General features: G+C 42.1%; 28 protein-coding genes. All 28 read right to left on the bottom strand.

Annotated elements, in window-relative coordinates:
* Positions 1 to 229 precede the first annotated feature (229 nt).
* On the bottom strand, positions 230 to 1576 hold the full coding sequence (accC, locus tag DESMER_RS04920) for an acetyl-CoA carboxylase biotin carboxylase subunit (RefSeq protein ID WP_014901965.1): 1347 nt from the start codon (positions 1574 to 1576) through the stop codon (positions 230 to 232).
* A gap of 12 nt (positions 1577 to 1588) precedes the next feature.
* A complete protein-coding gene (accB, locus tag DESMER_RS04915) occupies positions 1589 to 3478 on the bottom strand; it encodes an acetyl-CoA carboxylase biotin carboxyl carrier protein (RefSeq protein WP_014901964.1) in 1890 nt (629 codons plus the stop codon).
* Between the two features lie 261 nt (positions 3479 to 3739).
* Positions 3740 to 4099: a response regulator gene (locus DESMER_RS04910; RefSeq protein ID WP_014901963.1), complete on the bottom strand. Its 360-nt coding sequence runs from the start codon at positions 4097 to 4099 to the stop codon at positions 3740 to 3742.
* Between the two features lie 110 nt (positions 4100 to 4209).
* The gene (locus DESMER_RS04905; protein WP_345787936.1) at positions 4210 to 4785 is read right to left on the bottom strand and encodes a SpoIIIAH-like family protein; all 576 of its coding nucleotides are present in this window, start codon (positions 4783 to 4785) and stop codon (positions 4210 to 4212) included.
* Positions 4782 to 5345: a stage III sporulation protein AH gene (locus DESMER_RS04900; RefSeq protein WP_014901961.1), complete on the bottom strand. Its 564-nt coding sequence runs from the start codon at positions 5343 to 5345 to the stop codon at positions 4782 to 4784. Before DESMER_RS04900 ends, DESMER_RS04905 begins: the two co-directional genes overlap by 4 nt.
* Positions 5346 to 5376: 31 nt before the next feature.
* The gene (locus DESMER_RS04895) at positions 5377 to 5958 is read right to left on the bottom strand and encodes a stage III sporulation protein AF (RefSeq protein WP_014901960.1); all 582 of its coding nucleotides are present in this window, start codon (positions 5956 to 5958) and stop codon (positions 5377 to 5379) included.
* A gap of 12 nt (positions 5959 to 5970) precedes the next feature.
* The gene (gene spoIIIAE, locus DESMER_RS04890; protein WP_014901959.1) at positions 5971 to 7143 is read right to left on the bottom strand and encodes a stage III sporulation protein AE; all 1173 of its coding nucleotides are present in this window, start codon (positions 7141 to 7143) and stop codon (positions 5971 to 5973) included.
* A 10-nt stretch (positions 7144 to 7153) separates the two neighbouring features.
* On the bottom strand, positions 7154 to 7540 hold the full coding sequence (gene spoIIIAD, locus DESMER_RS04885) for a stage III sporulation protein AD (RefSeq protein ID WP_014901958.1): 387 nt from the start codon (positions 7538 to 7540) through the stop codon (positions 7154 to 7156).
* A gap of 11 nt (positions 7541 to 7551) precedes the next feature.
* Positions 7552 to 7749: a stage III sporulation protein AC gene (spoIIIAC, locus tag DESMER_RS04880; protein WP_007779978.1), complete on the bottom strand. Its 198-nt coding sequence runs from the start codon at positions 7747 to 7749 to the stop codon at positions 7552 to 7554.
* A gap of 20 nt (positions 7750 to 7769) precedes the next feature.
* Complete coding sequence (locus DESMER_RS04875; RefSeq protein ID WP_014901957.1) at positions 7770 to 8279, bottom strand: stage III sporulation protein AB; 510 nt, start codon at positions 8277 to 8279, stop codon at positions 7770 to 7772.
* The gene (gene spoIIIAA / locus DESMER_RS04870) at positions 8273 to 9343 is read right to left on the bottom strand and encodes a stage III sporulation protein AA (RefSeq protein WP_014901956.1); all 1071 of its coding nucleotides are present in this window, start codon (positions 9341 to 9343) and stop codon (positions 8273 to 8275) included. Before spoIIIAA ends, DESMER_RS04875 begins: the two co-directional genes overlap by 7 nt.
* Positions 9344 to 9493: 150 nt before the next feature.
* The gene (locus DESMER_RS24640) at positions 9494 to 11803 is read right to left on the bottom strand and encodes a sensor domain-containing protein (RefSeq protein ID WP_014901955.1); all 2310 of its coding nucleotides are present in this window, start codon (positions 11801 to 11803) and stop codon (positions 9494 to 9496) included.
* Positions 11804 to 12086: 283 nt separating this feature from the next.
* A complete protein-coding gene (locus DESMER_RS04860) occupies positions 12087 to 13811 on the bottom strand; it encodes a ribonuclease J (RefSeq protein ID WP_083856456.1) in 1725 nt (574 codons plus the stop codon).
* A 46-nt stretch (positions 13812 to 13857) separates the two neighbouring features.
* Positions 13858 to 14415, bottom strand: a complete 558-nt coding sequence (gene efp, locus DESMER_RS04855) for an elongation factor P (protein WP_014901953.1) — start codon at positions 14413 to 14415, stop codon at positions 13858 to 13860.
* 200 nt (positions 14416 to 14615) lie between these two features.
* Positions 14616 to 15674 (bottom strand): M24 family metallopeptidase, encoded by a 1059-nt coding sequence (locus DESMER_RS04850; RefSeq protein ID WP_014901952.1) that lies wholly within the window; start codon positions 15672 to 15674, stop codon positions 14616 to 14618.
* Positions 15675 to 15723: 49 nt separating this feature from the next.
* A complete protein-coding gene (gene aroQ, locus DESMER_RS04845) occupies positions 15724 to 16170 on the bottom strand; it encodes a type II 3-dehydroquinate dehydratase (protein WP_014901951.1) in 447 nt (148 codons plus the stop codon).
* Positions 16171 to 16472: 302 nt separating this feature from the next.
* Positions 16473 to 17009: a LysM peptidoglycan-binding domain-containing protein gene (locus DESMER_RS04840; protein WP_014901950.1), complete on the bottom strand. Its 537-nt coding sequence runs from the start codon at positions 17007 to 17009 to the stop codon at positions 16473 to 16475.
* 120 nt (positions 17010 to 17129) lie between these two features.
* The gene (locus DESMER_RS04835) at positions 17130 to 17645 is read right to left on the bottom strand and encodes a hypothetical protein (RefSeq protein ID WP_014901949.1); all 516 of its coding nucleotides are present in this window, start codon (positions 17643 to 17645) and stop codon (positions 17130 to 17132) included.
* 113 nt (positions 17646 to 17758) lie between these two features.
* Positions 17759 to 19213 carry a type IV pilus biogenesis protein PilM gene (locus tag DESMER_RS04830; protein ID WP_014901948.1) on the bottom strand — a complete coding sequence of 485 codons (1455 nt, stop codon included), beginning with the start codon at positions 19211 to 19213 and terminating at the stop codon, positions 17759 to 17761.
* Between the two features lie 24 nt (positions 19214 to 19237).
* On the bottom strand, positions 19238 to 20005 hold the full coding sequence (locus tag DESMER_RS04825; RefSeq protein ID WP_014901947.1) for a prepilin peptidase: 768 nt from the start codon (positions 20003 to 20005) through the stop codon (positions 19238 to 19240).
* Positions 20006 to 20104: 99 nt separating this feature from the next.
* Positions 20105 to 20590, bottom strand: a complete 486-nt coding sequence (locus DESMER_RS04820) for a type II secretion system protein (RefSeq protein ID WP_014901946.1) — start codon at positions 20588 to 20590, stop codon at positions 20105 to 20107.
* 94 nt (positions 20591 to 20684) lie between these two features.
* The gene (locus DESMER_RS04815) at positions 20685 to 21887 is read right to left on the bottom strand and encodes a type II secretion system F family protein (RefSeq protein ID WP_014901945.1); all 1203 of its coding nucleotides are present in this window, start codon (positions 21885 to 21887) and stop codon (positions 20685 to 20687) included.
* Positions 21884 to 22930, bottom strand: coding sequence for a type IV pilus twitching motility protein PilT (locus tag DESMER_RS04810; RefSeq protein WP_014901944.1), 1047 nt, complete (start codon positions 22928 to 22930; stop codon positions 21884 to 21886). Before DESMER_RS04810 ends, DESMER_RS04815 begins: the two co-directional genes overlap by 4 nt.
* 14 nt (positions 22931 to 22944) lie before the next feature.
* Complete coding sequence (locus DESMER_RS04805) at positions 22945 to 24648, bottom strand: GspE/PulE family protein (protein WP_014901943.1); 1704 nt, start codon at positions 24646 to 24648, stop codon at positions 22945 to 22947.
* Positions 24648 to 24959, bottom strand: a complete 312-nt coding sequence (locus tag DESMER_RS04800) for a hypothetical protein (RefSeq protein ID WP_052314864.1) — start codon at positions 24957 to 24959, stop codon at positions 24648 to 24650. The genes DESMER_RS04805 and DESMER_RS04800 overlap by 1 nt, the downstream gene beginning before the upstream one ends.
* A gap of 98 nt (positions 24960 to 25057) precedes the next feature.
* Positions 25058 to 25561: a PulJ/GspJ family protein gene (locus tag DESMER_RS04795; RefSeq protein ID WP_014901941.1), complete on the bottom strand. Its 504-nt coding sequence runs from the start codon at positions 25559 to 25561 to the stop codon at positions 25058 to 25060.
* Positions 25548 to 25982 carry a hypothetical protein gene (locus DESMER_RS04790; protein ID WP_014901940.1) on the bottom strand — a complete coding sequence of 145 codons (435 nt, stop codon included), beginning with the start codon at positions 25980 to 25982 and terminating at the stop codon, positions 25548 to 25550. Before DESMER_RS04790 ends, DESMER_RS04795 begins: the two co-directional genes overlap by 14 nt.
* Positions 25983 to 26075: 93 nt before the next feature.
* Positions 26076 to 26417 carry a competence type IV pilus major pilin ComGC gene (locus tag DESMER_RS04785; RefSeq protein WP_014901939.1) on the bottom strand — a complete coding sequence of 114 codons (342 nt, stop codon included), beginning with the start codon at positions 26415 to 26417 and terminating at the stop codon, positions 26076 to 26078.
* Between the last annotated feature and the right edge of the window lie 87 nt (positions 26418 to 26504).

Raw genomic sequence — 26504 nt, 5'->3', positions numbered from 1 at the left:
GCGAAATATCCTTATCCTAAGTAGGTTTCCATTATCTACATGACGTTGATATTATACCAAATTAAGGCTGATCTAGCAAAGGCTATTTCCCTTCAACAAATTATTTAAGCCTTAAAAATAATTTAAGTAAAAACAAAAAGATCCTCACATTAATAGTGAAGTTCTTTTTGCAGTAAAAAGAACGGGAATCCCGTTCTTCTTCGTATTTATCTTCTCAGGTTAAAGGTCCTTATTCTCCTAAGATTCGACGTTGAATAAAGTTTGTGTAAACTTCGCCACGTTGATAAAAAGCATTGTCCAATACTTTTAAGTGGAAGGGTATCGTTGTGTGAATCCCTTCAATGACAAATTCCTCAAGGGCACGTTTCATGCGGGCAATTGCTTCCTGTCTAGTGGCACCCCAGACAATCAACTTTCCAACCATGGAGTCGTAATAGGGGGAAACAGCATACCCTTGATAAACCGCACTATCCACTCTTACCCCAGGTCCACCCGGAGCATGATAGATGGTAATCGGCCCAGGAGAGGGCATAAAGTTCTTATCAGGGTTTTCCGCATTAATTCTACATTCAATGGCCCAACCACGCATTTGGATATCTGCTTGAGTATAGCCCAGAGGTTCCCCTGCTGCTAAACGAATTTGCTCTTTTACCAAGTCCAGACCTGTCACCATTTCAGTAACCGGATGCTCGACCTGAATACGCGTATTCATTTCAATAAAATAGAAGTTGCCATGACGATCTAACAAAAACTCTATGGTTCCTGCATTAGAATAATTTGCAGACTTTGCCGCCTGCACGGCTACTGCACCCATTCTTTCTCTCAACTCTGGACTTATGGCACTCGATGGGGACTCTTCCAGAAGCTTTTGATGGCGGCGTTGCAGAGAACAATCCCGCTCGCCTAAATGAATGACATTGCCGTAGTTATCACCCAACACTTGAATCTCAATGTGTCTGGGTTCTTCCACATATTTTTCCAAGTAGACCTCAGCATTGCCAAAGGAAGCTTGGGCTTCATTTTGAGCTGCTTTGATGGATTTGCTCAACTCTTTAGCATTCTGAGCAACCCGCATTCCTTTGCCTCCACCACCGGCCGAGGCCTTAATTAGCACAGGATAGCCAATTTCTTCAGCAACAATTCCTGCGGTTTTTTCATCGGTAATAATATCCTTAGATCCCGGGACTACAGGGACACCGCCTTCTATCATTGTTTTTCTGGCGGTAGCCTTGTCTCCCATAGTTTCGATAACTTTAGGAGACGGCCCGATAAAGGTGATATTACATGACTCACAGATTTCAGAGAAGCGGGCGTTTTCAGATAAAAAACCATAGCCGGGGTGTATTGCATCAACGCCTGTCAATTCTGCAGCACTGATGATGTTAGGAATATTGAGGTAACTCTTGGCACTAGCTACGGGCCCTATGCAAACCGCTTCGTCTGCGGCCTTAACGTGCAATGCCTCCCGATCTCCTTCAGAAAAAACAGCGACTGTCTCGATATCAAGTTCGCGACATGCTCTTATGATACGCAAGGCAATTTCCCCGCGATTCGCAATCAGGATTTTCTTAAACATGCTCTTTTCTCCTTATTTTTCAATAACGAACAACGGCTGTCCATATTCAACGGGTTGACCGTTCTCTACAAGAATTTGTACAACTTTCCCATTAACTTCCGACTCAATTTCATTCATGAGCTTCATAGCCTCAACGATACAAACGATTTGGCCAGCTTCAATAGTTTGTCCTAATTTAACATAAGGAGCGGCCTCAGGAGATGCGGAAGAGTAAAAAGTTCCAACCATGGGAGAAGTAATGGTTTCTGTATTGGCATTTATGACAGGCTCCGGTGCTTTGACTGCTTCGGGACGTAGGGATTGAACAGGTGCATCTACCACAACCGGTGAACTTACCTCTTGACGAGGAACAGCCGTGACCGGCACTCCAGCAACAACACTGGGCCCCTTGCGAATAGCGATTTTCACCCCATCGCTTTCAAGATTTAATTCACTAATTTCAGTCTCATCTATAATTTGGATTAATTCTTTAATTTCTTGTAAATTCAACTTCGAATCCTCCTTAGATAACAATGAAGTACGGGTATCTTTTGTTTCCTTACCCACTTTAGGTTCCTCTCTTGAGATTACTCCAATTTTTCGCTCTTCGAAAAACTTCTTAGCAATTTGCGGGAACAATGCATAGCTTACCACATCTTCCTCAGATTGAGCCAACTCGAGACTATCAAGCTTTGCTTTTACCATGCCCGGTTCTAGTTTATCCGCCGGACGAACTAATAGAGGTTCCTCATCACCGATAATTTTCTTTTGAATTTCAGGGTTTATCGGCGCTGGCGGACGACCATATAGTCCGCGCACATACCCTTTCACCTCTCCAGGGATTAACTTATATCTTGCCCCGCTGAGGACATTTAATACCGCTTGTGTGCCTACAATTTGACTCGTAGGAGTTACCAGCGGGGGGTAGCCTAACTCTGCACGTACTTTAGGGATCTCCTCTAAGACGTCATGTATGCGCTCAAGGGCACCCTGTTCTTCAAGCTGAGAGACTAGATTCGAGATCATACCCCCAGGTACTTGGTGCTCAAAGACTCTCATATCTGAGATTCGAGTGATTCCGCGCTCAAAACTACGGCTTTTGCGCAGTGCCTCAAAATACTTTGCAACATGGAACAGTTTACGTAAACTTAAACCCGAATCAAATTCGGTATCTTGAAAAGCTCGAACCACTGTTTCAACCGGCGGTTGACTAGCACCAAAGGCTAAGGGCACACTAGCAGTATCAACAATGTCCACTCCGGCTTCTGCGGCCTTTAAATACGTTCCGACAGCCATTCCGCCAATATAATGACTGTGCAAATGAATCATAATTCCTAACTCTTTTTTTAATAACGAGATCAGTTCGTAAGCTTTGATAGGAGTAAGTAATCCAGCCATATCTTTAATACAAAGGGAATCAGCACCAAGCTCGGCAAGTGCCGTAGCTGTTTCCAGGTAATGTTTAGTTGTATGAACCGGACTAATCGTATAAACAACCGAGGCTTGAACATGTGCTCCTGCTTTTTTGGCAGCATCCATAGGAACGACCATATTCCGAACATCATTCAGAGAATCGAAAATCCTGATAATATCAATTCCATTTTTGACACTCAGGGAAACAAATTCCCTAACGACATCATCTGGGTAATGCTGATACCCTACCAGAGACTGGGCCCTAAGCAACATTTGTAAGGGTGTCTTTTTAACACGGCTTTTTATCTGTCTTAAACGTTCCCAGGGATCCTCACCTAAGAAACGCAGACATACATCGAAAGTAGCCCCGCCCCATACTTCTAACGAAAAAAAACCTACCTCATCCAGCTCTGTTAGGATGGGCAGCATATCCTCGGTACGCATCCGAGTTGCCCAAAGACTTTGGTGGGCATCCCTCAAAGTCGTATCTGTAATCTTAACTGGTTTCACTGCCGTCACCCCTCTTTGTATTATCCCCATTCCGTTCAAACTTCAATAATGGGTAATTTTCTCATTATTAAAAATGAAACAATATGTTTTATTATATGAGGGTACCACTTCTTTTTCAACGAAACTAGTTTAAGTATACAATATAACTCTTTTTGTATACTTTGAACAGCTTATCTTTTAGATATAACTATTTGCAGATTAGCAAAAACTGCCGCCTATATCAGGCGGCAACTAAGTGCGTTTAAGTTATTATAGATTTACCTAATTTAAATGTTTAAGAACTATGTCTAATAGCTCATCAGGCCGAAACGGCTTGGCCACAAAACCCACTGCACCTTCTTTCAACGCTTCTCGAACAATATTGTCATTGGCAACTGCACTGCAGATTACAACCTTAGCCAAAGGGTTAATCCTAAGAATCTCTGCCAGAGCAGCTAATCCATCTAGTTCCGGCATAGTAATATCTAAAAGCGTCAGGTCAGGTTTGTTAGACTTGAATTGCTCCACAGCCTGCAAACCATTTTCAGCTTCAATGACGTTTGTAAGACCCTGCCGAGCAAGAATCTGACTAATCATCAAACGCATGAAACTCGCATCATCAGCAATAAGAATTTTGCTCATCTTCAGTGTCTCTCACCCTCTCAACCAGGACTTTAGTCCTATCATGAATATAATTCGCTCTTACCTACCTATTTTCCTGCACATGTTATATAGAACTTTTTGAATATCTTCTATTTTTTAGAAGATATCATAATTTTATCTAAAGGGATTCCTGTCACTCTCAGGACAATCTCCTGGATAAGACTTACCTCATGGGGAGTTAAACTCGAAGCAAAGACAATCACCGTTACATGTTCAGAAAAAACATCCGCAACTGCGTCTTGGAAGCCTTTAATTTTAAGAAGATTTTCAATCTCTTCTTCTCGTTGAATTTTCATGCTAAGCTGCAGCCATTGGTCTTGCGCCTCTGCCCTGCTTTTTTCTACTGTCGAATCGAGGAGTGGAGCAAGCATAGCTTTCGATTCCTGACGTAATTGATCTCGTTTTAAACGATAATTGACGAAATAATCTCCCCCGGAGTTATTGGGTTTTATGGTTTCAACCTCAAACTTGATTTGAGACTTTTCTCTAGGAGCATTAACAGGCGAACTGGCCTGTTCCGGAATATAGGCATGGGATTCAGAAAGCATTAAACTAATTCCCAAAATCCCCAGCATGACTGCTAACCCTACATAAACAGTCAGTCTTAGCCGAGATTTGCGTCCCACAATTAAAAGCACCGGCCAATTCATGTACTTAGTCATCATGCTCCACCCATTGGCACAACAGTAATTCTGGAGCTTGGAATACTTAAAAGAGTTTGTACCGCTGTATGTATTCCTTCTCGTACTTTTGGATCGCGGGCACCTTCAGCTATTACTAAGACTCCTCCGATCTCGGGACGATCCTCAATCGCAATTACTGGTTGAGCAGACCCACTTGGCATAACAACTTGGTTATTTTCCGTGACCTCTGTTGTTTCTCTAGTACCTCCGGTTTTATCCGTTTCTTTATTCGTACGCTTAGTGACATTGTTATTCCGAACATACTCATTCTTTAAACCAGTCAAAAAGTTAACGGAAACTTGTACCTTTCCTACGCCCTCCATCATCAAAATGTTGGTTTGTAATTTGCTTTCTAACTCTTTCTCCAAAACGCCAATTTTGGTGTTCGGACTCTCTACAGATGTTATTGCGGATTTTGTTGGAGTAATTTCTTCAGTGCCAATTTTACCTTTTCCGAGATAAATAAAGGACATCCCTACAACGATTAAAGACACAACTCCTAATAACATTTTATCCGTTGAGATTTTTTTCATCCAATCCATAAGTTAACCTCCTTCCGTATTTGCAAAACCTTCAAGTTTCTTGAACTATTATCTTCTCTTTAGGGATGCTCATAAATGTGGCAATTCGCTCTCTTACTTCTTCGACCTTTGGAGATCGTGTTGTCTCAGGGATAGTAGATTCCCCAATGATAATTGGTTTGACTGATTGGATGGTTTCCTGGGAAGCTGTCAACAGGACATTAATTTCCGCAATTGTTGGTTGATCGATGATTCCCCCCTCTTTTTCTTCAAATCTAACGTCAACCTCCGCGTCTCCAACCCCTGAAGTACCTAATGCTAATCCTTTAATCTGGTTAATAAGTATCCGCTGATATTGTTCCTGAACCGCATCTCGCCCAACCTGAACTCCTTGTCCTTCCACCGCAATTGCCGGTAAATCTTGAGGACTTGATGCAGTCCAAGCGGGAATCTCCATTGATAGAGGGGTATCCAGCAATGTTGTAATTGGAGCGAGAATCGCCGAAATCACGAATAATCCCATCACCATTTGGACAAATCCCCGCATGGATTTATTAGGCAAAATCATCTCCAGAAAGGTTGCCAACAATAAAATCAAGGCCAAATTTCTAACAAGTGTTTGTAACGTTTGCACAGTTTTTCCTCCTTAGTGCAACATCACTGAAAAGGTTCCCGAACCTACGACTACAGCTACTGCCATGAAAAACATAACTGCGACAGATGCAACTGAAACTATTATTAGTATTAAACTTTTAGACATATCTTGAAGACTTTCCGCAAGGGCCTTTTCACCAATTGGTTCGATGAGGGCTGCAGAAATGCGAAACACCAGGATCATAGCTAAAATCTTGATTAAAGGACCCAAACAAATCACAATAATTGCTACTAAAGCAACTATCCCAACGGCATTTTTTAAGAGTAGTCCTGAGGTAATCACCAGTTCCACGGCGTCTTTAAAAAACTTTCCGACCACAGGAACAAGATCAGCTGAGTACTTAGCTGTTCGGAATACAACGCTATCAGCAACCCCTCCAGTCACTCCTTGAACCGTCATGACGCCGATAAAAATAGTCATAATCACACCAAGAGATATTTTACCCACGAATTCAAATAAGCCAGCCAGTTTGCTTAGTTTAAATTGTTCGGAAATATGATTAAAAAGCTTAAGGACTGCTGCTAATAAGAAGAGTGGCAGAATAACCGTCTTGATAACCGTAGCTAAAACTGTCAAGCTACCCATAATAAGAGGCTTAAATAGAGCTGCGCTGGTCAAATTCCCCATGGTAATTAAGAGCGTCAGGATAACCGGAAACATGGTTTGCATCAGACCTACCATTTGATCGATAGTTCCTGTAGCAATGTCTATAACCTCTTTAAATGTTGTCATCGCTAAGCTAAGCAGAACGAGATAGGTCATGACCTGGGCGATTTTCCCCACACTACCTCCAAAAGCTACTTGGAGTTGTCCCAAAACTGCTCCCAGTACAGCTAGGATAAGGAGCTTACCAATTAGGGGGCCAGTTCCTAATATTTGATGGCCTAATAAAGTCAACAACGTATTCCCTATGTTTTCCGGTTTCAAACTTAACTTGCCACTCCTTAGATCCTCAAACATACGCACAAGAGAAAATCCAGGCATTGCCTTCTGGACATCACTGTCCAATTGCTCCAAAAAACTATGCATTTGGCTCAAATCAATCTCTTGTAGAAGATCTATCTTTTCCTGGGACTGAGGGGGTACTTCTTCTGCCAAAACCGGTGAAGTTGTCCCACAAAGGAAGAAAACTAACATTACCAAACTGACAATATATCTCGGCAAACACATCACCTCACGGAACAAGTCGTACTAATGACTCAGTAATGGCTACAATAATAGGAATAGCTAAGATTATTACCCCGACTTTTGCCGCAAGTTCGATTTTTGTCGCCAAGGCACCTTCACCTGCGTCACGGCATATTTGGGCACCAAACTCTGCCAGATAGGCAACTCCTACGATTTTTAAAATGATCAGCAAATAATAGGAATTAATATTTGCTTGATCAGCAAGGTTTTGTAATAAGTCAACAATAACTCGTATTTTACTGAGAACAATTATAAAGATCGATGCACCTGCTAATATGGAAAGCTGTAAAGCGATCTCTGGCTTGATCTGTTTAAGAACAACGCTAAAAATTGTTACTATTAGGGCTAGTCCAACTATTTGCCATATCTCCACACTTTAGCCCCCTAATATAGGTTAAAGACACTCTTAACCAGAGTAAATAATTCAGCTATAGACTGTACTACAATATAGAGAACTACAATAACTCCCATAATAGTAACTCCTTGAGCCATTTCACTACGGCCGGATTGATTTAGAACGGATGCTAGAACTCCGACCAAAATCCCAATACCGGCCACTGTTATTATCAAATTAAAGCTCATTGTACAACTCCTCTCTCTGGTTAAATCAAGATTAGCACTCCCGCAATTCCTCCAAGAAAGCCTAAGTAGGACCACATCTTAGCTTGTTTCCCAGACCAGGTTTCCGCTTGTTCCTTTATTACCATCAATTGACGTTGAACAAGCTCTATTTGTTTATGCTGTTCCGTCCGATCAGACCGACCCAACCCTTTACCAACATCTCCAATTACATTCCAGTCTTCCGACTTCAAACAAAAGTGACTATTTTGTGCTATCATGGTCTCTTTCCATGCTATACCTGCTGATTCGCCTTGACTCAATCGTTCCTTCAATTCTCCAAAAAATCCTTGCCAAGGTACATCTGTACGTTCTTTGAGAATTCCGAATGCCTCAGGTAGAGGAGTTGCCCCCCAGACTATTTCCGTGTCTAAGAGTGCTAAGGCCATAGAACATTCTCTTAACTCCTGAGGACGTCTTCGAATTCTGTAAGCAAACCAAAGCCCTAAACATCCGCACCCTGCTATAAGTACCATACATCCCAGTATTAGCATGACAGGCTCCTCCCAGTTTTCAGATCGTAAATCTCTTCTAAAGTTCCCGGTCCATGTCGCCTGCTCAACACAACCAAACGTTCAAAAACCTCTTGATCTAATAGATGAGTTATAATCGGTCTGCTTCGGGCCTCTTCCAAGGTGCCTGCGTGAGCGGTACTAAGTATCCGGACTCCGGTACGCAAAGCATCATTTATCGCAACAACATCCTCAGCATGACCCAGCTCATCCACAGCCAACACTTGAGGGGACATGGAACGAACCATCATGCTCATCCCGCTGGCTTTTGGACAGCCATCTAAAACATCCGTTCGTAAACCTAAATCATAGGTTGGTATACCTTGCCACATCCCGGCAAGTTCCCCCCGTTCATCGACAACTCCTACAGTCTGACCCTCTAATCTTAATTTAGGAACTCCGTTGCTTATTGAACGAATCAAATCTCTTAACAAGGTTGTTTTACCTGCTCTTGGGGGAGAGATTAAAAGTGTATGATACAGCTGCCCGGCAGAATTTAGCAGTAAGGGCAATATTTTGAGACTTTGTCCCTGAATATCTCTTGCTATACGGAGATTTAAAGAAGATATGTGTTTCAATGTCTGAAGTTGACCATCCTGAAGCACAGCTTCACCTGTCAAGCCTACTCTATTTCCTCCAGGCAGAGTAATAAACCCCTGCTTCAAATTCTCTTCAACTGCGTAGAGGGAGCTATGAGTCATACGTTCTAAAGCAGCTGTTAAGTCCTCTGATTTAATAATGTAGGCTTTGTAGGGACTAGTTGCCTCCCCCAGGTGGTTAATAAAAAGATCCTTATCCACCGTTCGAAGCATAAGCGGCTGTCCAACTCGCAAACGCAGTTCTTCAACCTCGTAAAAAGCTACCTCCTTAAGATTGAGTAAAATTGATCGAACATTTTCCCCAAACCATCTCGCCATATCCGCCCATAAGGCCGCGCTCTTATTAAGCCTTGAAAGGCTTTTTTCCCCATTAGAAGCCTTAACTTTTTGTAAATCTGCCGTTAGCCTATGTTCCTGAACGACAGATAGAGTGTAATGTAGCGACACTTCATTGCCCCCCTTGATAGAAGGTATGTCCAACTTAATAGTTTTAGACTTCAACACTTGGCAAAAAGAGGAAGTTTATCTACATAACTAAAGCCGGGAGCAATTTGATCTGCTCTCGGCTTTAGTTAGAAATTTACACTTTAAGTCACTCTACCTACAGTTATGAACAAACATTTTTTCTGCCTCTTGGGAAGACACTGCTTTACTAAAAAGGAAGCCTTGCATCTCATCACATAGCTTATCCTTTAAGAAGGAGAATTGGTTATCAGTCTCTACTCCTTCAGCAATCACTTTTAACTGCAGGTTTTTAGCAAGCTGTATTATTGCAGTAACAACCTCTTTACCATTATCCCCGGTGGTAATGTCCCGAATAAAGGTTTGATCTATTTTTAAAGTATCTATTGGCATGCGGCTTAAATAATTGAGGGAAGAGAAACCTGTCCCGAAGTCATCAATTGAAATTCGAACTCCCAACTTTTTAAAAGAACTTAACATTTCTAACGAAGTTTGGCCCTTTTCCATGGCAATGCTTTCTGTAATCTCTAGTTCAAGCCATTGGGGGTCTAATTTGGTTTCATCCAGAATGTTTTTAACCAATTTTACAAAATTGGGTTCTTTAAATTGCCGAGCAGATATATTGACCGCTATACGTAAGGGAGAAAACCCTTGTTCTTGCCAATGTTTATTTTGAGCACAGGCTGTACGTAAAACCCATTCTCCAATCGGAATAATCAGCCCTGTTTCTTCAGCTATAGGAATAAAAGCAGCAGGAGAGACCATCCCTAATTCGACAGAATCCCACCGAATGAGAGCTTCAAGTCCTACAATTAAGCCATTATCTAAATCAACTTGAGGCTGATAATGTAAGACAAATTCTTCACGAACCAGGGCTTTGCGGAGACTGTTTTCTGTTGAAAGCCTTTGGTTGGCTTTAATATTAAGTCCTTGCGTAAAAAACTGGCAGTTATTCCTTCCCTTCTCTTTAGCAGCGTACATTGCCGTATCCGCCTGCTTTACCAAAGCTTCCATATCGCTGCCATCATTAGGATATAGACTGATTCCGATACTTGTACTTATATAGATTTCATTGTCCTCTAAGATAATCGGTTTGGAAAAGAGCCCTAAAATTCTTTCCGAGACTAAAGCTGCTTCAATTTCATCTTGAATTTCTGAGAGCAATATCAAGAATTCGTCCCCGCCCTGCCTTGCCACTGTATCCCCTTCACGCAAAGTCTGCCGCAAACGTTCGGCTACACTTTTGAGAAGTAAATCCCCCATATTGTGTCCCATTGTATCGTTAATCAGTTTGAATCGATCTAAATCTAAGAACATGACCGCCAATTTGCCATTTTTACGTCTTGCTCTAGCTAAGGCGTTCTTTAAATATTCATTGAATAAAAGCCGATTGGGCAGCCCTGTTAAGGCGTCATGCTGTGCCTGATGAGCCAATTCTTTCATATGATCCCATTTATAACTGACATCTCGAAAAACTAAAACAGCACCTATAATTTTATCATCTCTATCCCTTATGGGAGCGGCAGAATCCTCAATTGAAACTGCAAGACCATCTTTATTAATTAGGGCAGTATGATCAGCTATATTTACTACACGGCCTTCTTGAAGACAGCGAATAATTGGACTTTCGACTTCTTCACCTGTTTCTTCATGAACAATATGAAAAACTGTTTCTAAAGGGAGACCTACTCCCTCTGAATTTGACCAACCTGTTAAAGCCTCAGCAACTGGATTAATATACTCTACCTTCGCCTTAACATCCGTGGTAATCACGGCATCTCCGATTGACTCTAAAGTAACTTGTGCACGTTCCTTGGCCAGCCAAACTTCAGCCTCAATTTTCTTTCGTATAGCAATATCTCGTATCATACTTACAATAATTGGTTTCCCGTTTATTGTTGCTCCTTTAGCACTAATATCGATAGGAAAAACACTTCCATCTTTGCAGACGTGCTTCAATTCAAACTGCATTCCCTTTGGCGCATGTTCAAGAAAGAATGGAACCATTAATTGATCCTCTGGCAAACGCAATTTGTGCATTGGCATATTCGTCAATTCCTCACGAGTATATCCATAACGTTTTACTGCCGCCTCATTGGCATCAATTATTTGTCCTTCGGGACTAATAAATATAATTATATCGAGTACTTCATCAGCCAATAAACGATAACGTTCCAGGTTAGCCCGATCTTTAATTAGAGCCTTTTCAGATTCTTGCAGATTGTTATATCCCCATTGAATTAGCCAATAGAGTAACATTGCAGTTACTAAGACAAAAACAGCACCTTTTAGAATAGATAAATTGAGAATCGTCTCTTGATCAGCAATAATAATAGTCAACAAACGATCAGAAAAGAGAATCCAAAGCATACTAAACAAACCATAAAGCACTGCTATTCTAAAAGGAGTGACCTTACTCAGATCGCATTTTAGCTTAGAATTCATTACGAAGCACTCCTTTCGATAGGTCTTAAGTCTTAGGTCTTATTCTTCAATAATAATCAATAATCCTGCAATTTTAATGAGAATCTGTAAATAATCGCTTAACTTATTTAATAATTTAGATAAATTAGACTCTTATGACAGAAATCGGTTTAATTATTTAATATTAAAAACACCCACTTCTTACAAGTGGGCGTTACAGGTCCCTTTTAAGTATTCATTGTCTACTATATCTTTCTTCTTTCTACGACTATGCAGGTGTTAAAATCACCAATCCGACAGACGCTTAAAAATGTAATAACACTGGTAAAATCATAGGCCTTCTTCGAGTCTTTTCCCATAAGTATTTACCTAGACTATCACGAATGTTCGATTTTAGGGCTCCCCATTCAGTTTGGTCTTTCTCAAATTGTCTTTCTATACTCCCTATTACATCCTTTTTAGCACCATCGATTAAGGCATCTGCTTCTTTCATAAATGTAAATCCTCTTGAAATGATATCCGGCCCAGATAATATTTTATATGGCTTGCTCTTAGAGAGTGCAGCGACAACTACAACTACTCCATCCTGAGCTAATTGTTGACGATCCTTTAAAACAATGTACCCCACATCTCCTACACCCAACCCATCAATATAAACACTTCCTGCCTCAACCCGTTCACCAAACTCCATTCGATTCGGTGAAAGTTCAACCCGGGAGCCCAACTGGGTAATGGCAATGTCCTCATCCGCATAACCAAGAGATTGACCAATCTTTCTAAAACCGGCTTGATGCCGTATTTCACCATGATGAGGAATAAGAAAGCGAGGTTGAGTGAGGCGAATAACAAGTTTTATTTCTTCTTGGTTGGCATGTCCGGATACATGCACCTGTCCCATTTCCTTAGTGACTACTTCGGCCCCTATTTGATAGAGATGATTGATTGTTTTTCCGACCAACTTCTCGTTTCCGGGGATTGGGGTCGCTGCCATGACTACCATATCCCCAGGCATCACATTAATCTGCCGATGACTGCGAGTAGCCATTCGCGTTAAGGCTGCCAAAGGTTCTCCTTGACTCCCAGTCGTGAGCACTAATAATTTTTCCGGAGGCATACTCCCTACTTCGGAACTTGGAATTAAGATGTTTTCCTGGGGTAATTTTAAATATCCCAGTTCAATCGAAGTATTAACGACATTTTCCATACTTCTTCCTACAACACAAATTTTGCGTCCGATATCTGCAGCCGCATTAATCGCTTGTTGAATTCGATGGACATTAGAAGCAAAGGAGGCCATGATAATTTTTCCTTGAGCCCTTTCGAACCACTCCCGCAAGACTTTGCCAACAATCTTCTCTGAAACTGTAACTCCTGGTCTCTCTGAGTTAGTAGAGTCACAAAGTAGGGCTAATACCCCTTCTTGTCCCCAGGCCGCAAGTTTGCCTAAATCCATGTTATGTCCATCAATCGGTGTATAATCTACTTTAAAATCACCGGTATAAATCACTCGGCCCACCGGCGTTAGTAAAGAATATCCGACAGCATCGGGAATACTATGAGTAACACGAAAGGCTTCAACTTCAAACACCCCTGCTCGAATCGGTTCTCCTGGCTCAATAACATGCACCATCGATTCCGGATAGGGGGTTCTTTCCTGTAACTTTGCCTGTACTAAGCCTAAAGTCAACCGAGTCCCATAAATGGGTATATTCAGTTTTGGTAAGATGAAGGGAAGACCACCAATATGGTCTTCATGTCCATGAGTGATAAATAGTCCTTTAATACGGTCACGGTTTTTCTCCAAATAAGTGATATCGGGAATTACTAGATCAATACCGAGTAATTCATCTTCCGGAAATTTTACGCCTCCGTCAATGACTACAATCGAATCTTCATATTCAAACACAAGCAAGTTTTTTCCAATTTCCCCCGTTCCACCAAGTGGAATCACACTAAGCTTTGATGCCCTCTTATTATTATGCAAATTAAAAACACCTCCTATGGTACAAGTAAAGTTAATTTGCCCCATAGAAGATGTTTTCATGTCTATTAACTATTTAAGTATATGAGTATCACTATGCCCGTTGGACATAGTTACCTGTGCGAGTATCAATAATGAGGACATCCCCTTCATTAACAAAGAAAGGAACTTGCACGACAGCACCGGTTTCTAAGGTAGCAGGTTTGGTACCACCGGTTGCAGTATCTCCTTTAACTCCCGGTTCAGTAGCTGTAACTTCCAGTTGAACAGAATTTGGGATATCTACCCCAATAACCTGTACCCCAAAGAAAAGCACCCCTAAAGTCATGTTTTCTTTCAGCCACTTAACTCCATCACCGATTTGTGCCTCAGTTAAAGAGGTTTGTTCGTAGGTTTCCTTATCCATAACAACGAAATGTTCTCCATCTTTATAAAGATAATCCATTTCGCGGCGCTCTACATGTGCTTTCTCAACTTTTTCGCCGGCATTGAACTTACGCTCTACGACGCCACCGGTCTTGACATTCTTCAGTTTAGTGCGTACAAAAGCTGCACCCTTCCCTGGTTTGACATGTTGAAACTCAACTACTGAAAATACATCACCATCTATTGTAATGGTAAGACCTGTCTTAAAATCATTTGTTGAAATCATTGTTTACTTCCTCCTAATAATTCTTGTCTAGACCAGATTGTCCCTTTTGAAGTCTAATACCTGCGTAATGAAAACCGTTGATTTGCGATTCTGGGGATACATCCCATGGAATCTATGTTATCCAGAAGCTTAATACTACCATTCCTTCTGCATTTTGAACAACAAGGGGTAGTGAGAATCAGCTTATGGACAAAATTTACTTATAATATAATCAATTCCTTTGGTGCTTGGGTTAAGACCTCGCAACCGCTTTCAGTAACTAAAACAATGTCTTCAATGCGAACACCGCCCCAGTCAGGTATATAAATACCAGGTTCGACAGTGACTACCATACCAGGCTGAAGAAGACGTTCTTCTCGTTTATTCAGATTCGGCCCTTCATGAATCGCCAGACCTACAGAATGTCCCAGCCCGTGTCCGAAGTAATCTCCATAGCCTGCTTCTTCAATAATAGACCGGGCTACAGCATCTACCTCTTTACCGGAGCGGCCTGGTGCAACTGCTTGAATTCCTGCCATTTGTGCTCTCAAAACAGTAGCGTAAATATCCCTATGCTTATCCTCTGGGTCGCCGATAAACACAGTACGAGTTATATCCGAACAGTACCCTTGATAAATGGCTCCAAAATCCATAGTCAGAAATTCCCCTGCCTGAATCCTTTTAGGACTTGCAGTTCCATGAGGCATAGCCGAACGCAGGCCTGATGCCACGATAAAGTCAAAGGAACCTCCACTGGCACCAGCTCGTCTCATGGAATATTCCAGATTAAGTCCGATTTCTTCCTCTGATTGTCCGATCTCAATTGTCATTAAAACTTCTTTAAAGGCATTATCAGCAATTTTCACAGCTTGACGAATTAACCCAATTTCAGAATCATCTTTCACCGAGCGCAAGTTGCTGACAAGGTTCGGCAGCGAAAAAAGTTCAGCTTGTGAGAAGGCATTCTTCAGCTTGCCAAAATCAACGTAGGTTATATAATCTCCTTCAAAGCCAACCTTATGTACTCCCCTACCTATTTCGCCTAATTTTGCAAAGTGGTCATGTCCCGCATCAATAATCTCAAAAGCAGGGGCTTGAGCTTTAGCTTGTTCTATGTAGCGAAAGTCGGTTAATAAAACAGCATTCTCTAAAGTAATATATAAAGTTGTTTCACCACCGGAAAATCCGCTAAGATACCTACCGTTTTCCGGGCGCATTACAACATATGCGTTGAGATTTTCATCTCGCATGTGTTGACGCATTTGTTGCAGGCGACTCACTTAAATACCCCCTATCTCGAAGTTCGTAGTACATGATTCGAATTCCAGTTCAGGTTTTACCCTGTGTTTTTTGGTAAGAGATAGCATAATGCATTGCTAGGGAATATCCCTCAGCGCCTAGACCTGAGATCTGTCCGATACAGACTGGAGCAATAACTGAATTGGCCCGAAAGGCCTCACGTGCGTGGATATTGGATAGATGTACTTCAACTACAGGAACTTTTACAGCGCTTATAGCATCTCTAATCGCATAACTCGTATGCGTCCAAGCCCCAGGATTAAGTATCAAAAAATCCTCTGAACTTAGGCCCTGAATCCAGTCGATGAGAACCCCCTCATGATTAGTTTGCTTGCACTCGGCGTTTATTTTCGCCTCATTTGCTATTTTTAATATTTCCTGATGAATCTCCGCCAATGTATGCGAGCCATAATGCTCTGGTTCACGCAACCCTAATAAATTTAAATTTGGTCCATTAAACACCCATATCATACCCAATTTATCACTTCCTCAACTCACCTTTAAAATTTTAACACAATTTTCTATTGTAGCATAGTATTTTTCTATTAGTAGTTATTTCATTCCTGCCTAAAAAGATTTATTATCTCTAGTAACTGAACTCTACTCTACCCCCACGGTCGTAATAAAGAACCCTCGGTTAAAAAGTGGAGTCTCGGAATTGAGTGAAGAATCAATAATGGCCATAAAAACAGACAAGAGGTTTTAGAATCTCCTGTCTGTTTTACTGTTTTTATGCTTATTGCAATACCTTACAAATGTCATCAGCCTACCCTTAACGCTTAGAACCCCGGCTGTACCCCTTGACCAAATTGCTGGGGATTATTAATTTGAGTTTGTTGGTTTTGATCCTGCTGAACCGTCATTTTCCCTTGTTCTGCACGATCCCCTTCTCCACTCACTAAGCGAGGAGAAAGCACAACATTTAAGTTACTCAACATTATTTGTACTTCAGTTGGCCCACACTCTCCAGCAGGCTGAACTTTTCGAATCTCTGTTCGAGGAATCATTAAATGAATTTCATGAGGAGTCTTTGGTTCACCGATACGCTTTAGCCGAACACGAACTCCTTCAACTTCCATTTCTACCTGATCTAAATATTCCCCAACAAACTCTTGCCCCTGATCAGCATTTATAGTTGCATACTGTTCCAGCCCTTTACTTGGTTTAAAATCGGGCAGAACAATCTTTTGTCCTATTTGAAGTCTTAGTGGGTCAACGCTAGGATTAACCATTAGAAAATCATCACAGGTGCCTCCCCAGCGTTGAGCTAAAACATAAAAATTATCTCCGGCTTGTATGCAGTACTCTTTTCCCACATCACATTCCTCCTCTTCATAAACTATGGTAGCAAAGGAATGTCTCGTTACTAAGTTTATGAAAAGTATCCCATAATTACCATAGCTCACTTCATCAAACCAGTATCTTTGCTGACAAAGCTATTCTCCGGTACTGAAATAGATTTTCAGAAGAGCTTCTCCCTTTCCTTCAGCTAAGAGCACCTCCTGAATATGAACGCTTATTTTTTTATTATCCTCAATAGCTTCTAGGGAACTTGGAATTTGTTCCTGTTGACCAACTAACCGCAATCGAACCAAAGCATAATCAACGGTTGCTCCTGTTCCTGCCTCTCTCCGCTCCCCAAATCGTTCAACATTTAAGGAAGCCACGTCCACACCTTTATCTAGAAAAGTATGACGACACAGCTCAATCATGTCCGGCAATTGATCCATTGTAGGAATAATAGACTCATTTTGGATTACATCTCTTTCTAATACATCTTGCCAATAATTAGTCTCTTCTTTCAATGCCATCAACTTAAAATACGCTGGCTGGCAAAGAGTCGTATAGACAACAGCATTGGAAAGAAAGATGCTGAAGATAATAATTTTAAGACTACCTAAAGAAATATATCGGCAGTTACGTATAGAGGAGTTGATGGTTGACTTAATCAAAAATAAGCCCCCCCTTAAACTTAAAATCAAAGTTAATATTTTTAATATCAAAACCAAATTCAATTGCTCTCTTCTAACCAAACTAACTCAAACATTCACAGTACCTCAAAATATTATTCGGATTCCTGAGACTCTAGCTGGGTAGAAATTTGCCCCAGCTTAGCATTTATCATAAAATCAACGGTACTTTCTACTGTCATTTTGTAACTTGATAATAACGGATCTGCCCAGCCTAGTATCCTCAGAGTCTTGATAAAAGCTTGGACATTTTTCGAGTCATTAGCCGAGCCTTGTATAGATAGACTTCCGTTTTTAAAGGTGATTTGTTTAATCTCCAATTCTACCCCCGCCGAAGCCTGAACTTCTGCCAACCTCTCTCCGATCTTCTCCCGGTGGACACTTACTTTCTTCCAAGCAGAAAGCAGATCTGCCTGTTGTTGGTTCTGTTCCAGGATATCAGTACCCTCCCGAGATAGTTGGCTTAGTTCATCTTGTAAAGGTAGTGCCAGTCGAGAAAGAGATAACCAAACCAGGGTTCCTATGATAAGCAATATTATTGCTGCGAACCCTAGACGTAAGTAGGCCTTCATAAGCTTTCCCTTGGCAAATGGCTGGCGCCAAAGATTAAGCCCCGGACGTTGGGATATAACGCGCAGACCATACCCCACTGCCACCTCTGCAACACCATGGTTTTGCTCAAGCACTTTCTGCCAGGAATCAGGCAAATCCTTTATGACAGCTTGTTCAAGCAATAAATTTGAGTTAGTTGAATGTAACTCCTGAGCGAGTCTGCTGATATCAGAACCTCCACTCCAGACTATCCGTTGTAAATTATAATCGGTCTGCTGAGTTTGATGATATAAGAGAAACCGTCCTATTTCGTTTTTCCGCTCTTCAAGTAAGTCTGTTTCCGAATACGTTTCATTAGCCGAAAAAGAAGAAAGCATGCGCAAGTTTTTGGGAACTACTCCTCTAAAGAAAATTATTTTCACACCTTCAGGCTCACCCTGAAGGTATAATACATCTTGATCTGCATCAAATCTGAAAGCCTGTCCAAGAGCGGAATAAGCAAAATCGATCTCATTTAATGGAAAACCGGCTTGATCAAAAATAAAGGCATACTGTTCAAGTATGCTTCGTCGTGTTGCACCTAAGAGGATTTGTAATGTTTTAGGTTGTTCCTCGGGTAAAATGAAGTAATCATAAAACAGCTCAGACTTCGGAATCGATATTTCCTCATCTACGAGAAGAGATATAGCTGATTCTCTGTCGCGTTTAGATAGCCAAGGCAGGGTATAAGCTCCTATGAATCCCTGCTGCATTGAAACTGCCAGATAAGCTTTAGCAAACTTACCAGGGTGCTGAGATCGATAGTTCGAAAGAATGCCCCTTAAAGAGTCTTCATCTCGAACTGCACCCTGCTCGATAAGACCGGTCGGTATTGGAATACGGTCAAATCTGACTGCTGTAGAACTATGAATAAGTTTTTGTCTAAAGGAAGAGACGGAAAAGCAAAATACACGAATCTCTCCATCAATTAATTCGAAAACTAGGTAACTTTTCTGCATTATTTCACCTACTTATTCGAGGTTTCATTTTACCAACGCCCAATACCAATCAAAGATTCGGGTTCCCCACAATAAGGCTATTATTGATCCTAGGGCCAGATAAGGTCCAAAAGGGATCTGTTGACGAAAACATTTTTGTCCTGTAACTAGGAGATATACTCCAGATATTGCACCAATTAGACTTCCTAGAAAAACAGCTAAGAATATTGCGGGAAAACCTAGGAAGGCACCAAGTGCCGCAACCAATTTAACGTCTCCTAAGCCCATTCCCTGGGGATAGAGCAGAGCAATCAATAAGAATAACCCTCCCGTGCCCATAGCACTCAGCAAACTTTCCCATCCTGTTGGGTTTCCGGGTATAAGAAAAGCCCCCAGTAACCCAAGCACTAAGAGGGGAAGGGTGAGCACATCCGGCAAGCGCAGGGTATCAATATCAATCAAGGATAGCGCAATCAAGACAGCAACAAAGACTAAGTTTAGGAATAGTTGAGAAGGATAGATTGCCGTACTCCAACTAAAGTATGCCGTAAGCAAGAAAAGAATTGCCGTTAGTAGTTCAACAGCCGGATAACGCCAAGAAATTGGCTCTTGACACTCCCGACACCTTCCATTCTGGATTAGAAAACTAAGGACGGGAATAAGTTCCCAAGCTTTTAAGGGATGTCCACAAGCAGGACAATGAGAACCCGGCGATACTATGGATTCCCCTCGCGGGACTCTGTAAATGACCACATTCAGAAAACTTCCAATTAATAATCCTAATAATCCAGCTGTAATACTTATTAAAAACAAATGAGGCCCTCTTTTCCGGTTTTATCTTCAATTCAGTCTTTAATGAATAACCTTGCAACTTTTTGGGTTCTTTGCAGTTTTCTCTCTGAAAAAGACACGCTAGTCAGCTGACGTCCAAATTGCCTCTTTCATTTTTTCATCATACGCCCGAACTTCCGCAGCTAAACCATCCGCAGACAAATAGATCATGATGATTCTATTGGGAGTATGATCCGCTGGAAAATGATACAAAGTGCTATCCGATTCGTCGACTGTTAAGGTAGATACTCCAAATCCTTCTTTGCCCACTACCACCTGTTGAGTGGTTGACACATCCAACTTACTGATGTAGTTAGGAATAAAACCCGGAGCTGTAACCTTCCCATCCTTTGTTTCCAAGTTTTTAGGATAGGTACCATTTTCTACTTGATAACGATCAAGAGCTGCTTTAACTTGGTGGGCTGTAGCTACATCGGCTTTTTGTTTCGCATTAGCTGTACTAGATACTAATTTAGGAATTGCAATTGCCGCCAGTCCGGCGATTATGATGATCACAGCCAAAACTTCAATCAGGGTAAATCCTTTGTCCTGTTTGAGATAATTCATCTTAATTCCTCCTTAATTTTAACAGTCCTGCACAAAGCAATCTCGTTCAATTAGAATTGAACATCTGTCTCACTCGGATGAACTTAAGCTAAGACTACTGAAGTTGTGAACTTAGATCAAAGATAGGGAGCATAACTCCTCCTGCGATAATGCCAATCAACCCGGCTAAAATAATTGTGAGAAGGGGCCCAATCATTCGCATTAACCCTTCGAGTTGTTCCTCAAGATCACGGCGAAATATCTTGGTGACATAATGCATCATCAGATCAAGTTGCCCTGCTTCCTCTGCGATTCCAATCATTTCAGCTCCTTCCTTAGGAAAAATCCCACTGGCACTGAGCATTGGTGCCATTCTTTTTCCTTGACGAACATTTAGTATGAGATTGCTTATTAAAGCTAACATCTTAGGGCTGCGCAAGGTTCCTGCCGTGAGACGCAAGGCTTCCAATAAAGGAATTCCGGCGGTCAGCAAGCGGCTCAACATCCGGCTGAACTGGACTAAATCCCGAAGATGATAGACTTTACCGATCAAAGGGGCACGTCCCAGCAAGTTCTCCAGATGGATTCTCCACTGATTCGAGCTGGAAAATTTAACAACCAATAAACTCACACTTACCAAACTAAGACACCCTCCTAAGAGAAGGGGAAGTTTTTGACTGCCGGCAAAAATGACTCTGGTCAAGAAAGGCAATTCGGAGACACCAACACTTAGAAATAGTTTTTCGTACATTGGCAGAATCCAGACCGAAAGAGCGTAGAGTACGAGGATAATTGCAGTAAATAAAAGGGCAGGATAGGCCAGAGTTGCCCTAATTTTTCGCTGATACTCAAGCTCCAGGTCTAACTCATCAGCAATCTCACTGAGAACCTTTCCCAGATTTCCCGTATATTCGCCGGCCTTTATCATGGATAGTATAAATGAGTTAGGGGAGGGGTTGAGATGAGCTAAAGCCTCAGATAAATCAGTGCCACTTTCTACCTGGTTCTTGAGAATCATTAATTGGTCTTGATCAAAGGAACTGCGCTCATTGGAGCTCATCATTTCCAAAGCTTGCAGGATGGGGATACCAGCCTCCAGTAAAGTAGCCAATCGACGAGCAAAACTACTCCACTTAAAATTCCTTCCGGCTGGAAAAAGGGCATTTTCTATAGGAGCTATCGATCGAATCCAAACCGGAAAGTAGCCTGCCTTCCTTAGACGTCTTTGAACCTCGTACAAGCCAGTATCAGCCCATATTCCGCGACGAACTTTGCCATTTATATCAACAGCTTTCCATAAGAAATGCTGTTTGCTCATCTTCGCATGCTATCAGGGCTCTGCAGCTTTTCCTGGGCAACGTCATACGTTACCAGTCCCTTTTGGACTAATTCCATAATAGCCTTGTCCATTGTTTGCATTCCCAACTTAGCATTTGTTTGAATAACTGTCGGAAGCTGATGGGTTTTGCCCTCTCTAATCAAACTGCGTACCGCCGGAGTGGCCATCAAGACCTCGATGGCTGCAACTCTGCCTTTGTGATCTGCTCTGGGAAATAATTGTTGAGACATAATCCCTTGCAAGACAGCCGCTAACTGTACACGAATTTGCTGCTGCTGATGGGGGGGAAATACATCGATCATCCGATCCACGGACTGAGTGGCATCATTGGTATGAAGAGTGCTAAAGACCAAGTGTCCGGTTTCAGCAGCTGTTACCGCTGTGGCAATAGTTTCTAAGTCACGCATCTCTCCAACTAAGATTACATCAGGATCTTGACGTAAAACAGCTCTCAGAGCATTAGAAAAAGAATGGGTATCGTTACCAACCTCTCGTTGATTGACTAGACTTAACTTATGTCGGTGTAAATACTCAATGGGATCTTCAATTGTCACAATATGACTGGCCCTCGTCGTATTAATATAGTCTATAAGTGAAGCCAGAGTTGTGGATTTTCCACTTCCGGTTGGGCCAGTCACTAAGACTAATCCTTTGTGCAGTTTGGCCAGCTCAATGCTGACGGGAGGAAGTCCTAAGGCCTGAGGACTTGGGATTGTAAAAGGAATCAGGCGAATAACCACTCCAATTGATCCCCTTTGCCGAAATATATTAATCCGATAACGTCCAACACCCGGTAAACTATAGGACATATCTAATTCACCATATTCAGCAAACCGTTTGGCCTGAGTTTCATTCATCAGAGCCTTGGTAAAGGTCTCTAAATCTGCCTGAGAAAGTTTATCCATCTTGCTTGGGATCAGTGAGCCATCCATCCGCAAAACCGGAGGACTCTCTACAGTCAAATGAATATCTGAAGCCTTCTTTTCTCCAGCTAAAAGTAAAAGTTCTTTAAATGAAATCATGGTTTAGTCTCCCCTTATTCTTCTATTCCAGATGTAACCCGCAATACTTCCTCAACAGTTGTAAGGCCTTGCTGAACCTTTAGGAACCCATCCTCACTTACAGTAAGCATTCCGGAAACCATGGCTTGCTGTTCTATGTCGCGAGCATTTTGTACAGAGAGAACCAGTTCTTTAATCTCTTGACTATAGAGCAAAAACTCGTGGATCCCTATCCTGCCTCGATATCCTGTCCCCAGACATTCCGGACAGCCTACCGAGCGGTATAGGTAGTTTATTGACACAGGCAGGCGAAATGCTCTTTTTTCCGCCTCAGAAATTTTATACTGGGTCTTACAGTGTTCGCACAAACGACGTACTAAGCGTTGAGATAAAACCCCGCTGACCGCTGAAGCTAAAAGATAGGGCTCTACCCCCATATCAATCAGCCGTGCTAAGGCCGCTGCAGCAGTGTTTGTATGTAGGGTTGATAATACTAAATGCCCGGTCAGTGAAGCAGTTATGGCGATTCCGGCGGTTTCTTCATCACGGATTTCTCCAATCATAATCACATCTGGGTCTTGCCGTAAAATATGTTTCAAGCCTACGGGAAAACTAAGCCCGGCAGGAAGATTTACTTGTACTTGATTAACTCCTGAAAGTTGATATTCCACAGGGTCTTCAATTGAAATGATGTTTTGCTCTTCAGCATTTAATTCCCTAAGCAGGGCATAGAGGGTAGTAGTCTTGCCGCTCCCGGTGGGGCCAACGACTAAGATCAAACCATTTGGACGCTTTAATAAAGCTTGTACCCCTGTCCTAACGTCTTGGCGCATACCTAGGCTGTCCAGCGAACGCTGAGCCATCTCAGGATCCAAAATGCGAACTACAACTTTTTCACCATATACGGTTGGCATCGAGGACATACGCAGATCCACTCGCCGAACTCCAGCGCTAAAGGTCATTCGACCGTCTTGGGGAAACCTGCGTTCTGCAACATCCATGTGAGCCATCACCTTAAGACTAGAGACAATACTCCGTGCAGCTTTTAAAGCAAGATCATGCTTTTTAATAAGCTTACCATCAATCCGATAGCGGACTACAAAAAGGTTTTTACGGGGTTCCCAATGGATATCGCTGACTCCCTGTAAAACTGCCTCATGTAAAATAGAATTAACGAATTTCAAAGTAGGCGCTTCATCTTCTTGGAATTCATACTCCAGGGTCTTAGAGGATTCAGTCGACCAAACTCCCGAATTTTCAAAAACGCTGTCTCCAATATCCGCCAGGCGGGCAACAGACTGTTCAACGGTTAAATACTGGCGAATTGCAGCTTCAATTTCTTCCTTAGCTGCGTATAGTGGTTCAATCTCTAACCCGGTCAGCATTCTTACATCCCGAAGGGCTCTTTCATGGGTGGGATCAGACATGGCAACCTTTAAGACCCCGGAATATCGCTCAAAGGGAATAAGGGTATAACGACGAGCAATTTCTTCAGAAATCAATCCTGCGACAGCGGGGTCAATTATGACTCTCGTCAATTTTACTGCCTGGATTCCCAAGTAGCTGCGTAGGGCCTCTGACAAGCTGGCTTTTTCCAGTATTCCTGTGCGCAGGAGCACATCCCCAATTGGTTCTTCACCCTTTAAGGCTAGCTCTGAGGCCATTGCTAAACCAGCCTCATCCAGATAGCCATTGGCATACAGATATTGACCGAAGTCATAGTCGTTTCTCGTCACCATTACTGATGCAGTTCCTGATAACTCTTACTAACCCAACTGTCATTGACCAATTCTAAGTGTTCCTCGATTTTTCTGACCGCTAACCCAGAAAGCCCTTTTGAAGTCACTTTGTAATCCCCTCCACTTAACTCAATCTGCACATCGACTTGCCCGTTATCTAAAGACAAACTTCCCTTCCTCAGATCAGGATTAGTTGTCAAATGGGCTTTTGCCCACTCCACTCCCCCTTCAGCAAGGTAAAGAGCCTGACGGCTTTGAACTTCACGTTTGACCATTCGGTTCTCAGTATTGGACTTTAGATAGCTCTCCATTCCTAGCCCTGCGAGTAAGGTTAATAACAAGAGAATGAGCAGGCTGACATATCCTCTTGAGTTGTGCTTAATATCATTCCCGGTAACCATAAGGGTGTTTAGGGCGCCGAATATATCCTTTGGCGGATGAGAGTTTTCCAAGTGATTGCTCGCCCTTCCTTGCTGGCGTGTAAGAAGATTTCCCATAATCCCGGTTCCACCTCCGCACATTTCCAATCAATAACATAGCTCGCTACTGGCTGAGAAACTCCTAAGTGTCGCCAATACAGATCTCTCTTTCCATCATGGTCTAAATCATCGATGAAATAGGAATCGAGAGTTGGCGATGGATTGGTATTATCAGGTAGAGGTAATATTTTTAACACTCCCGACTCTGTCCAGCTTACAGTTTCGGCGGTTCGAATGGCATCCGAGACTGTCTTGCCAGTAGTAAAGACCGTGTATTGAGCTTCCAGGTGATTCTTAAGAGCCCGGGCACCCCGCCATTGATCCGTTAATAAGCGCATAGCGATCATCAAGAACATGCAAGAAATCAACAGGGCACACACAACTTCTATGAGAGTTAACCCCTGTTCTGGTGCCCGTCTTCTATTCGACCGCATAAAGACTCTCCAACTTGTATTGATAAGGATCTCCTCGCTCCGACCACATCACTTTAACACTTACTTTTAATAAGTGGGGGATATCATGCCAATCAGAATATATTTGCCACCGAAATTTACCTTCTCGTCCCTCAACAATACCGCCAGGTATACAACCCCGCTGAGCAATATTATCTCTCCAATTCCGAACCGCTAATTGATCCATTTTTCCTTGAGCCAAATTAGCCCCTTCCATGAGAGTCATGGCCTTCCCCGATTCAGAAAGGGCGTGGCTTGTTAATTCAAATAAAACTGCAAATCCTAATGAAAAAAGAAATAGAGCCAGCAATACATCGAGCAACACATATCCTTCATTACTTCTAGAGTTATAGATATAGTTTCTTAAGATATTGTTACCACCCTTAAGAATTTCTGGATTCATTCTGACACCTACTTCTTTAAAGTGAGTGTTCCTTATTCTACTTCGGCGGGGATCCTCACCGAAATCTCGCAGTTCAGCTTTAGCTGAACAAGTTCACTTCACCATGTTGTTGGATACTTTTCCGGTGGAATCAATCTCATACTCCAGTTCCAAATCAAATGGATTGATGGGTATTTCATCCAAATATGGCCCCTGCCAATTGCTGACACTCCCTGGATTATGAACTAATTGCCTAACACTGCTGGGATAAGTGCCCACATCAATCTTATATAGTTGGGCAGCACCTTCAATTCTTTGGATATTTGCTTGATTAATATGATTCTGTACAGTCTTGGAATCAGAACCGAAATGCTGAGAAAAAGTTGCTAGTAATACTCCCATAAGGAAAAGGACGATTAAAACTTCCCATAAAGTAAAACCTGATTGTTTTCCCAACTAACTCACAACTTTCAACTTAATACACGAATATTACTACATTAAACTTCTTGTTTCTCTATCTATTAAGAAATCCCTCCTGCTCTC

Origin of the sequence: Desulfosporosinus meridiei DSM 13257 (assembly GCF_000231385.2) — a bacterium.
In the GTDB taxonomy this organism is placed as follows: Bacteria; Bacillota; Desulfitobacteriia; order Desulfitobacteriales; family Desulfitobacteriaceae; genus Desulfosporosinus; species Desulfosporosinus meridiei.
Note: the sequence above shows the minus strand (reverse complement) of the source record. Positions and strands in the feature narration are given on the sequence as shown.

What these genes read in the sequence shown, in the direction of transcription:
- accC (WP_014901965.1), bottom strand. Translation starts at nt 1,576, where the DNA reads ATGTTTAAGAAAATCCTGATTGCGAATCGCGGGGAAATTGCCTTGCGT.
- DESMER_RS04815 (WP_014901945.1), bottom strand. Translation starts at nt 21,887, where the DNA reads ATGAGCAAACAGCATTTCTTATGGAAAGCTGTTGATATAAATGGCAAA.
- DESMER_RS04800 (WP_052314864.1), bottom strand. Translation starts at nt 24,959, where the DNA reads ATGGAGAGCTATCTAAAGTCCAATACTGAGAACCGAATGGTCAAACGT.
- DESMER_RS04910 (WP_014901963.1), bottom strand. Translation starts at nt 4,099, where the DNA reads ATGAGCAAAATTCTTATTGCTGATGATGCGAGTTTCATGCGTTTGATG.
- DESMER_RS04905 (WP_345787936.1), bottom strand. Translation starts at nt 4,785, where the DNA reads ATGATGACTAAGTACATGAATTGGCCGGTGCTTTTAATTGTGGGACGC.
- DESMER_RS24640 (WP_014901955.1), bottom strand. Translation starts at nt 11,803, where the DNA reads ATGAATTCTAAGCTAAAATGCGATCTGAGTAAGGTCACTCCTTTTAGA.
- DESMER_RS04875 (WP_014901957.1), bottom strand. Translation starts at nt 8,279, where the DNA reads ATGCTAATACTGGGATGTATGGTACTTATAGCAGGGTGCGGATGTTTA.
- DESMER_RS04805 (WP_014901943.1), bottom strand. Translation starts at nt 24,648, where the DNA reads ATGGTGACGAGAAACGACTATGACTTCGGTCAATATCTGTATGCCAAT.
- DESMER_RS04790 (WP_014901940.1), bottom strand. Translation starts at nt 25,982, where the DNA reads ATGAATCCAGAAATTCTTAAGGGTGGTAACAATATCTTAAGAAACTAT.
- DESMER_RS04820 (WP_014901946.1), bottom strand. Translation starts at nt 20,590, where the DNA reads ATGAATTATCTCAAACAGGACAAAGGATTTACCCTGATTGAAGTTTTG.
- DESMER_RS04810 (WP_014901944.1), bottom strand. Translation starts at nt 22,930, where the DNA reads ATGATTTCATTTAAAGAACTTTTACTTTTAGCTGGAGAAAAGAAGGCT.
- DESMER_RS04795 (WP_014901941.1), bottom strand. Translation starts at nt 25,561, where the DNA reads ATGCGGTCGAATAGAAGACGGGCACCAGAACAGGGGTTAACTCTCATA.
- DESMER_RS04900 (WP_014901961.1), bottom strand. Translation starts at nt 5,345, where the DNA reads ATGGATTGGATGAAAAAAATCTCAACGGATAAAATGTTATTAGGAGTT.
- DESMER_RS04830 (WP_014901948.1), bottom strand. Translation starts at nt 19,213, where the DNA reads ATGCAGAAAAGTTACCTAGTTTTCGAATTAATTGATGGAGAGATTCGT.
- spoIIIAC (WP_007779978.1), bottom strand. Translation starts at nt 7,749, where the DNA reads ATGAGCTTTAATTTGATAATAACAGTGGCCGGTATTGGGATTTTGGTC.
- DESMER_RS04860 (WP_083856456.1), bottom strand. Translation starts at nt 13,811, where the DNA reads ATGGGGCAAATTAACTTTACTTGTACCATAGGAGGTGTTTTTAATTTG.
- efp (WP_014901953.1), bottom strand. Translation starts at nt 14,415, where the DNA reads ATGATTTCAACAAATGATTTTAAGACAGGTCTTACCATTACAATAGAT.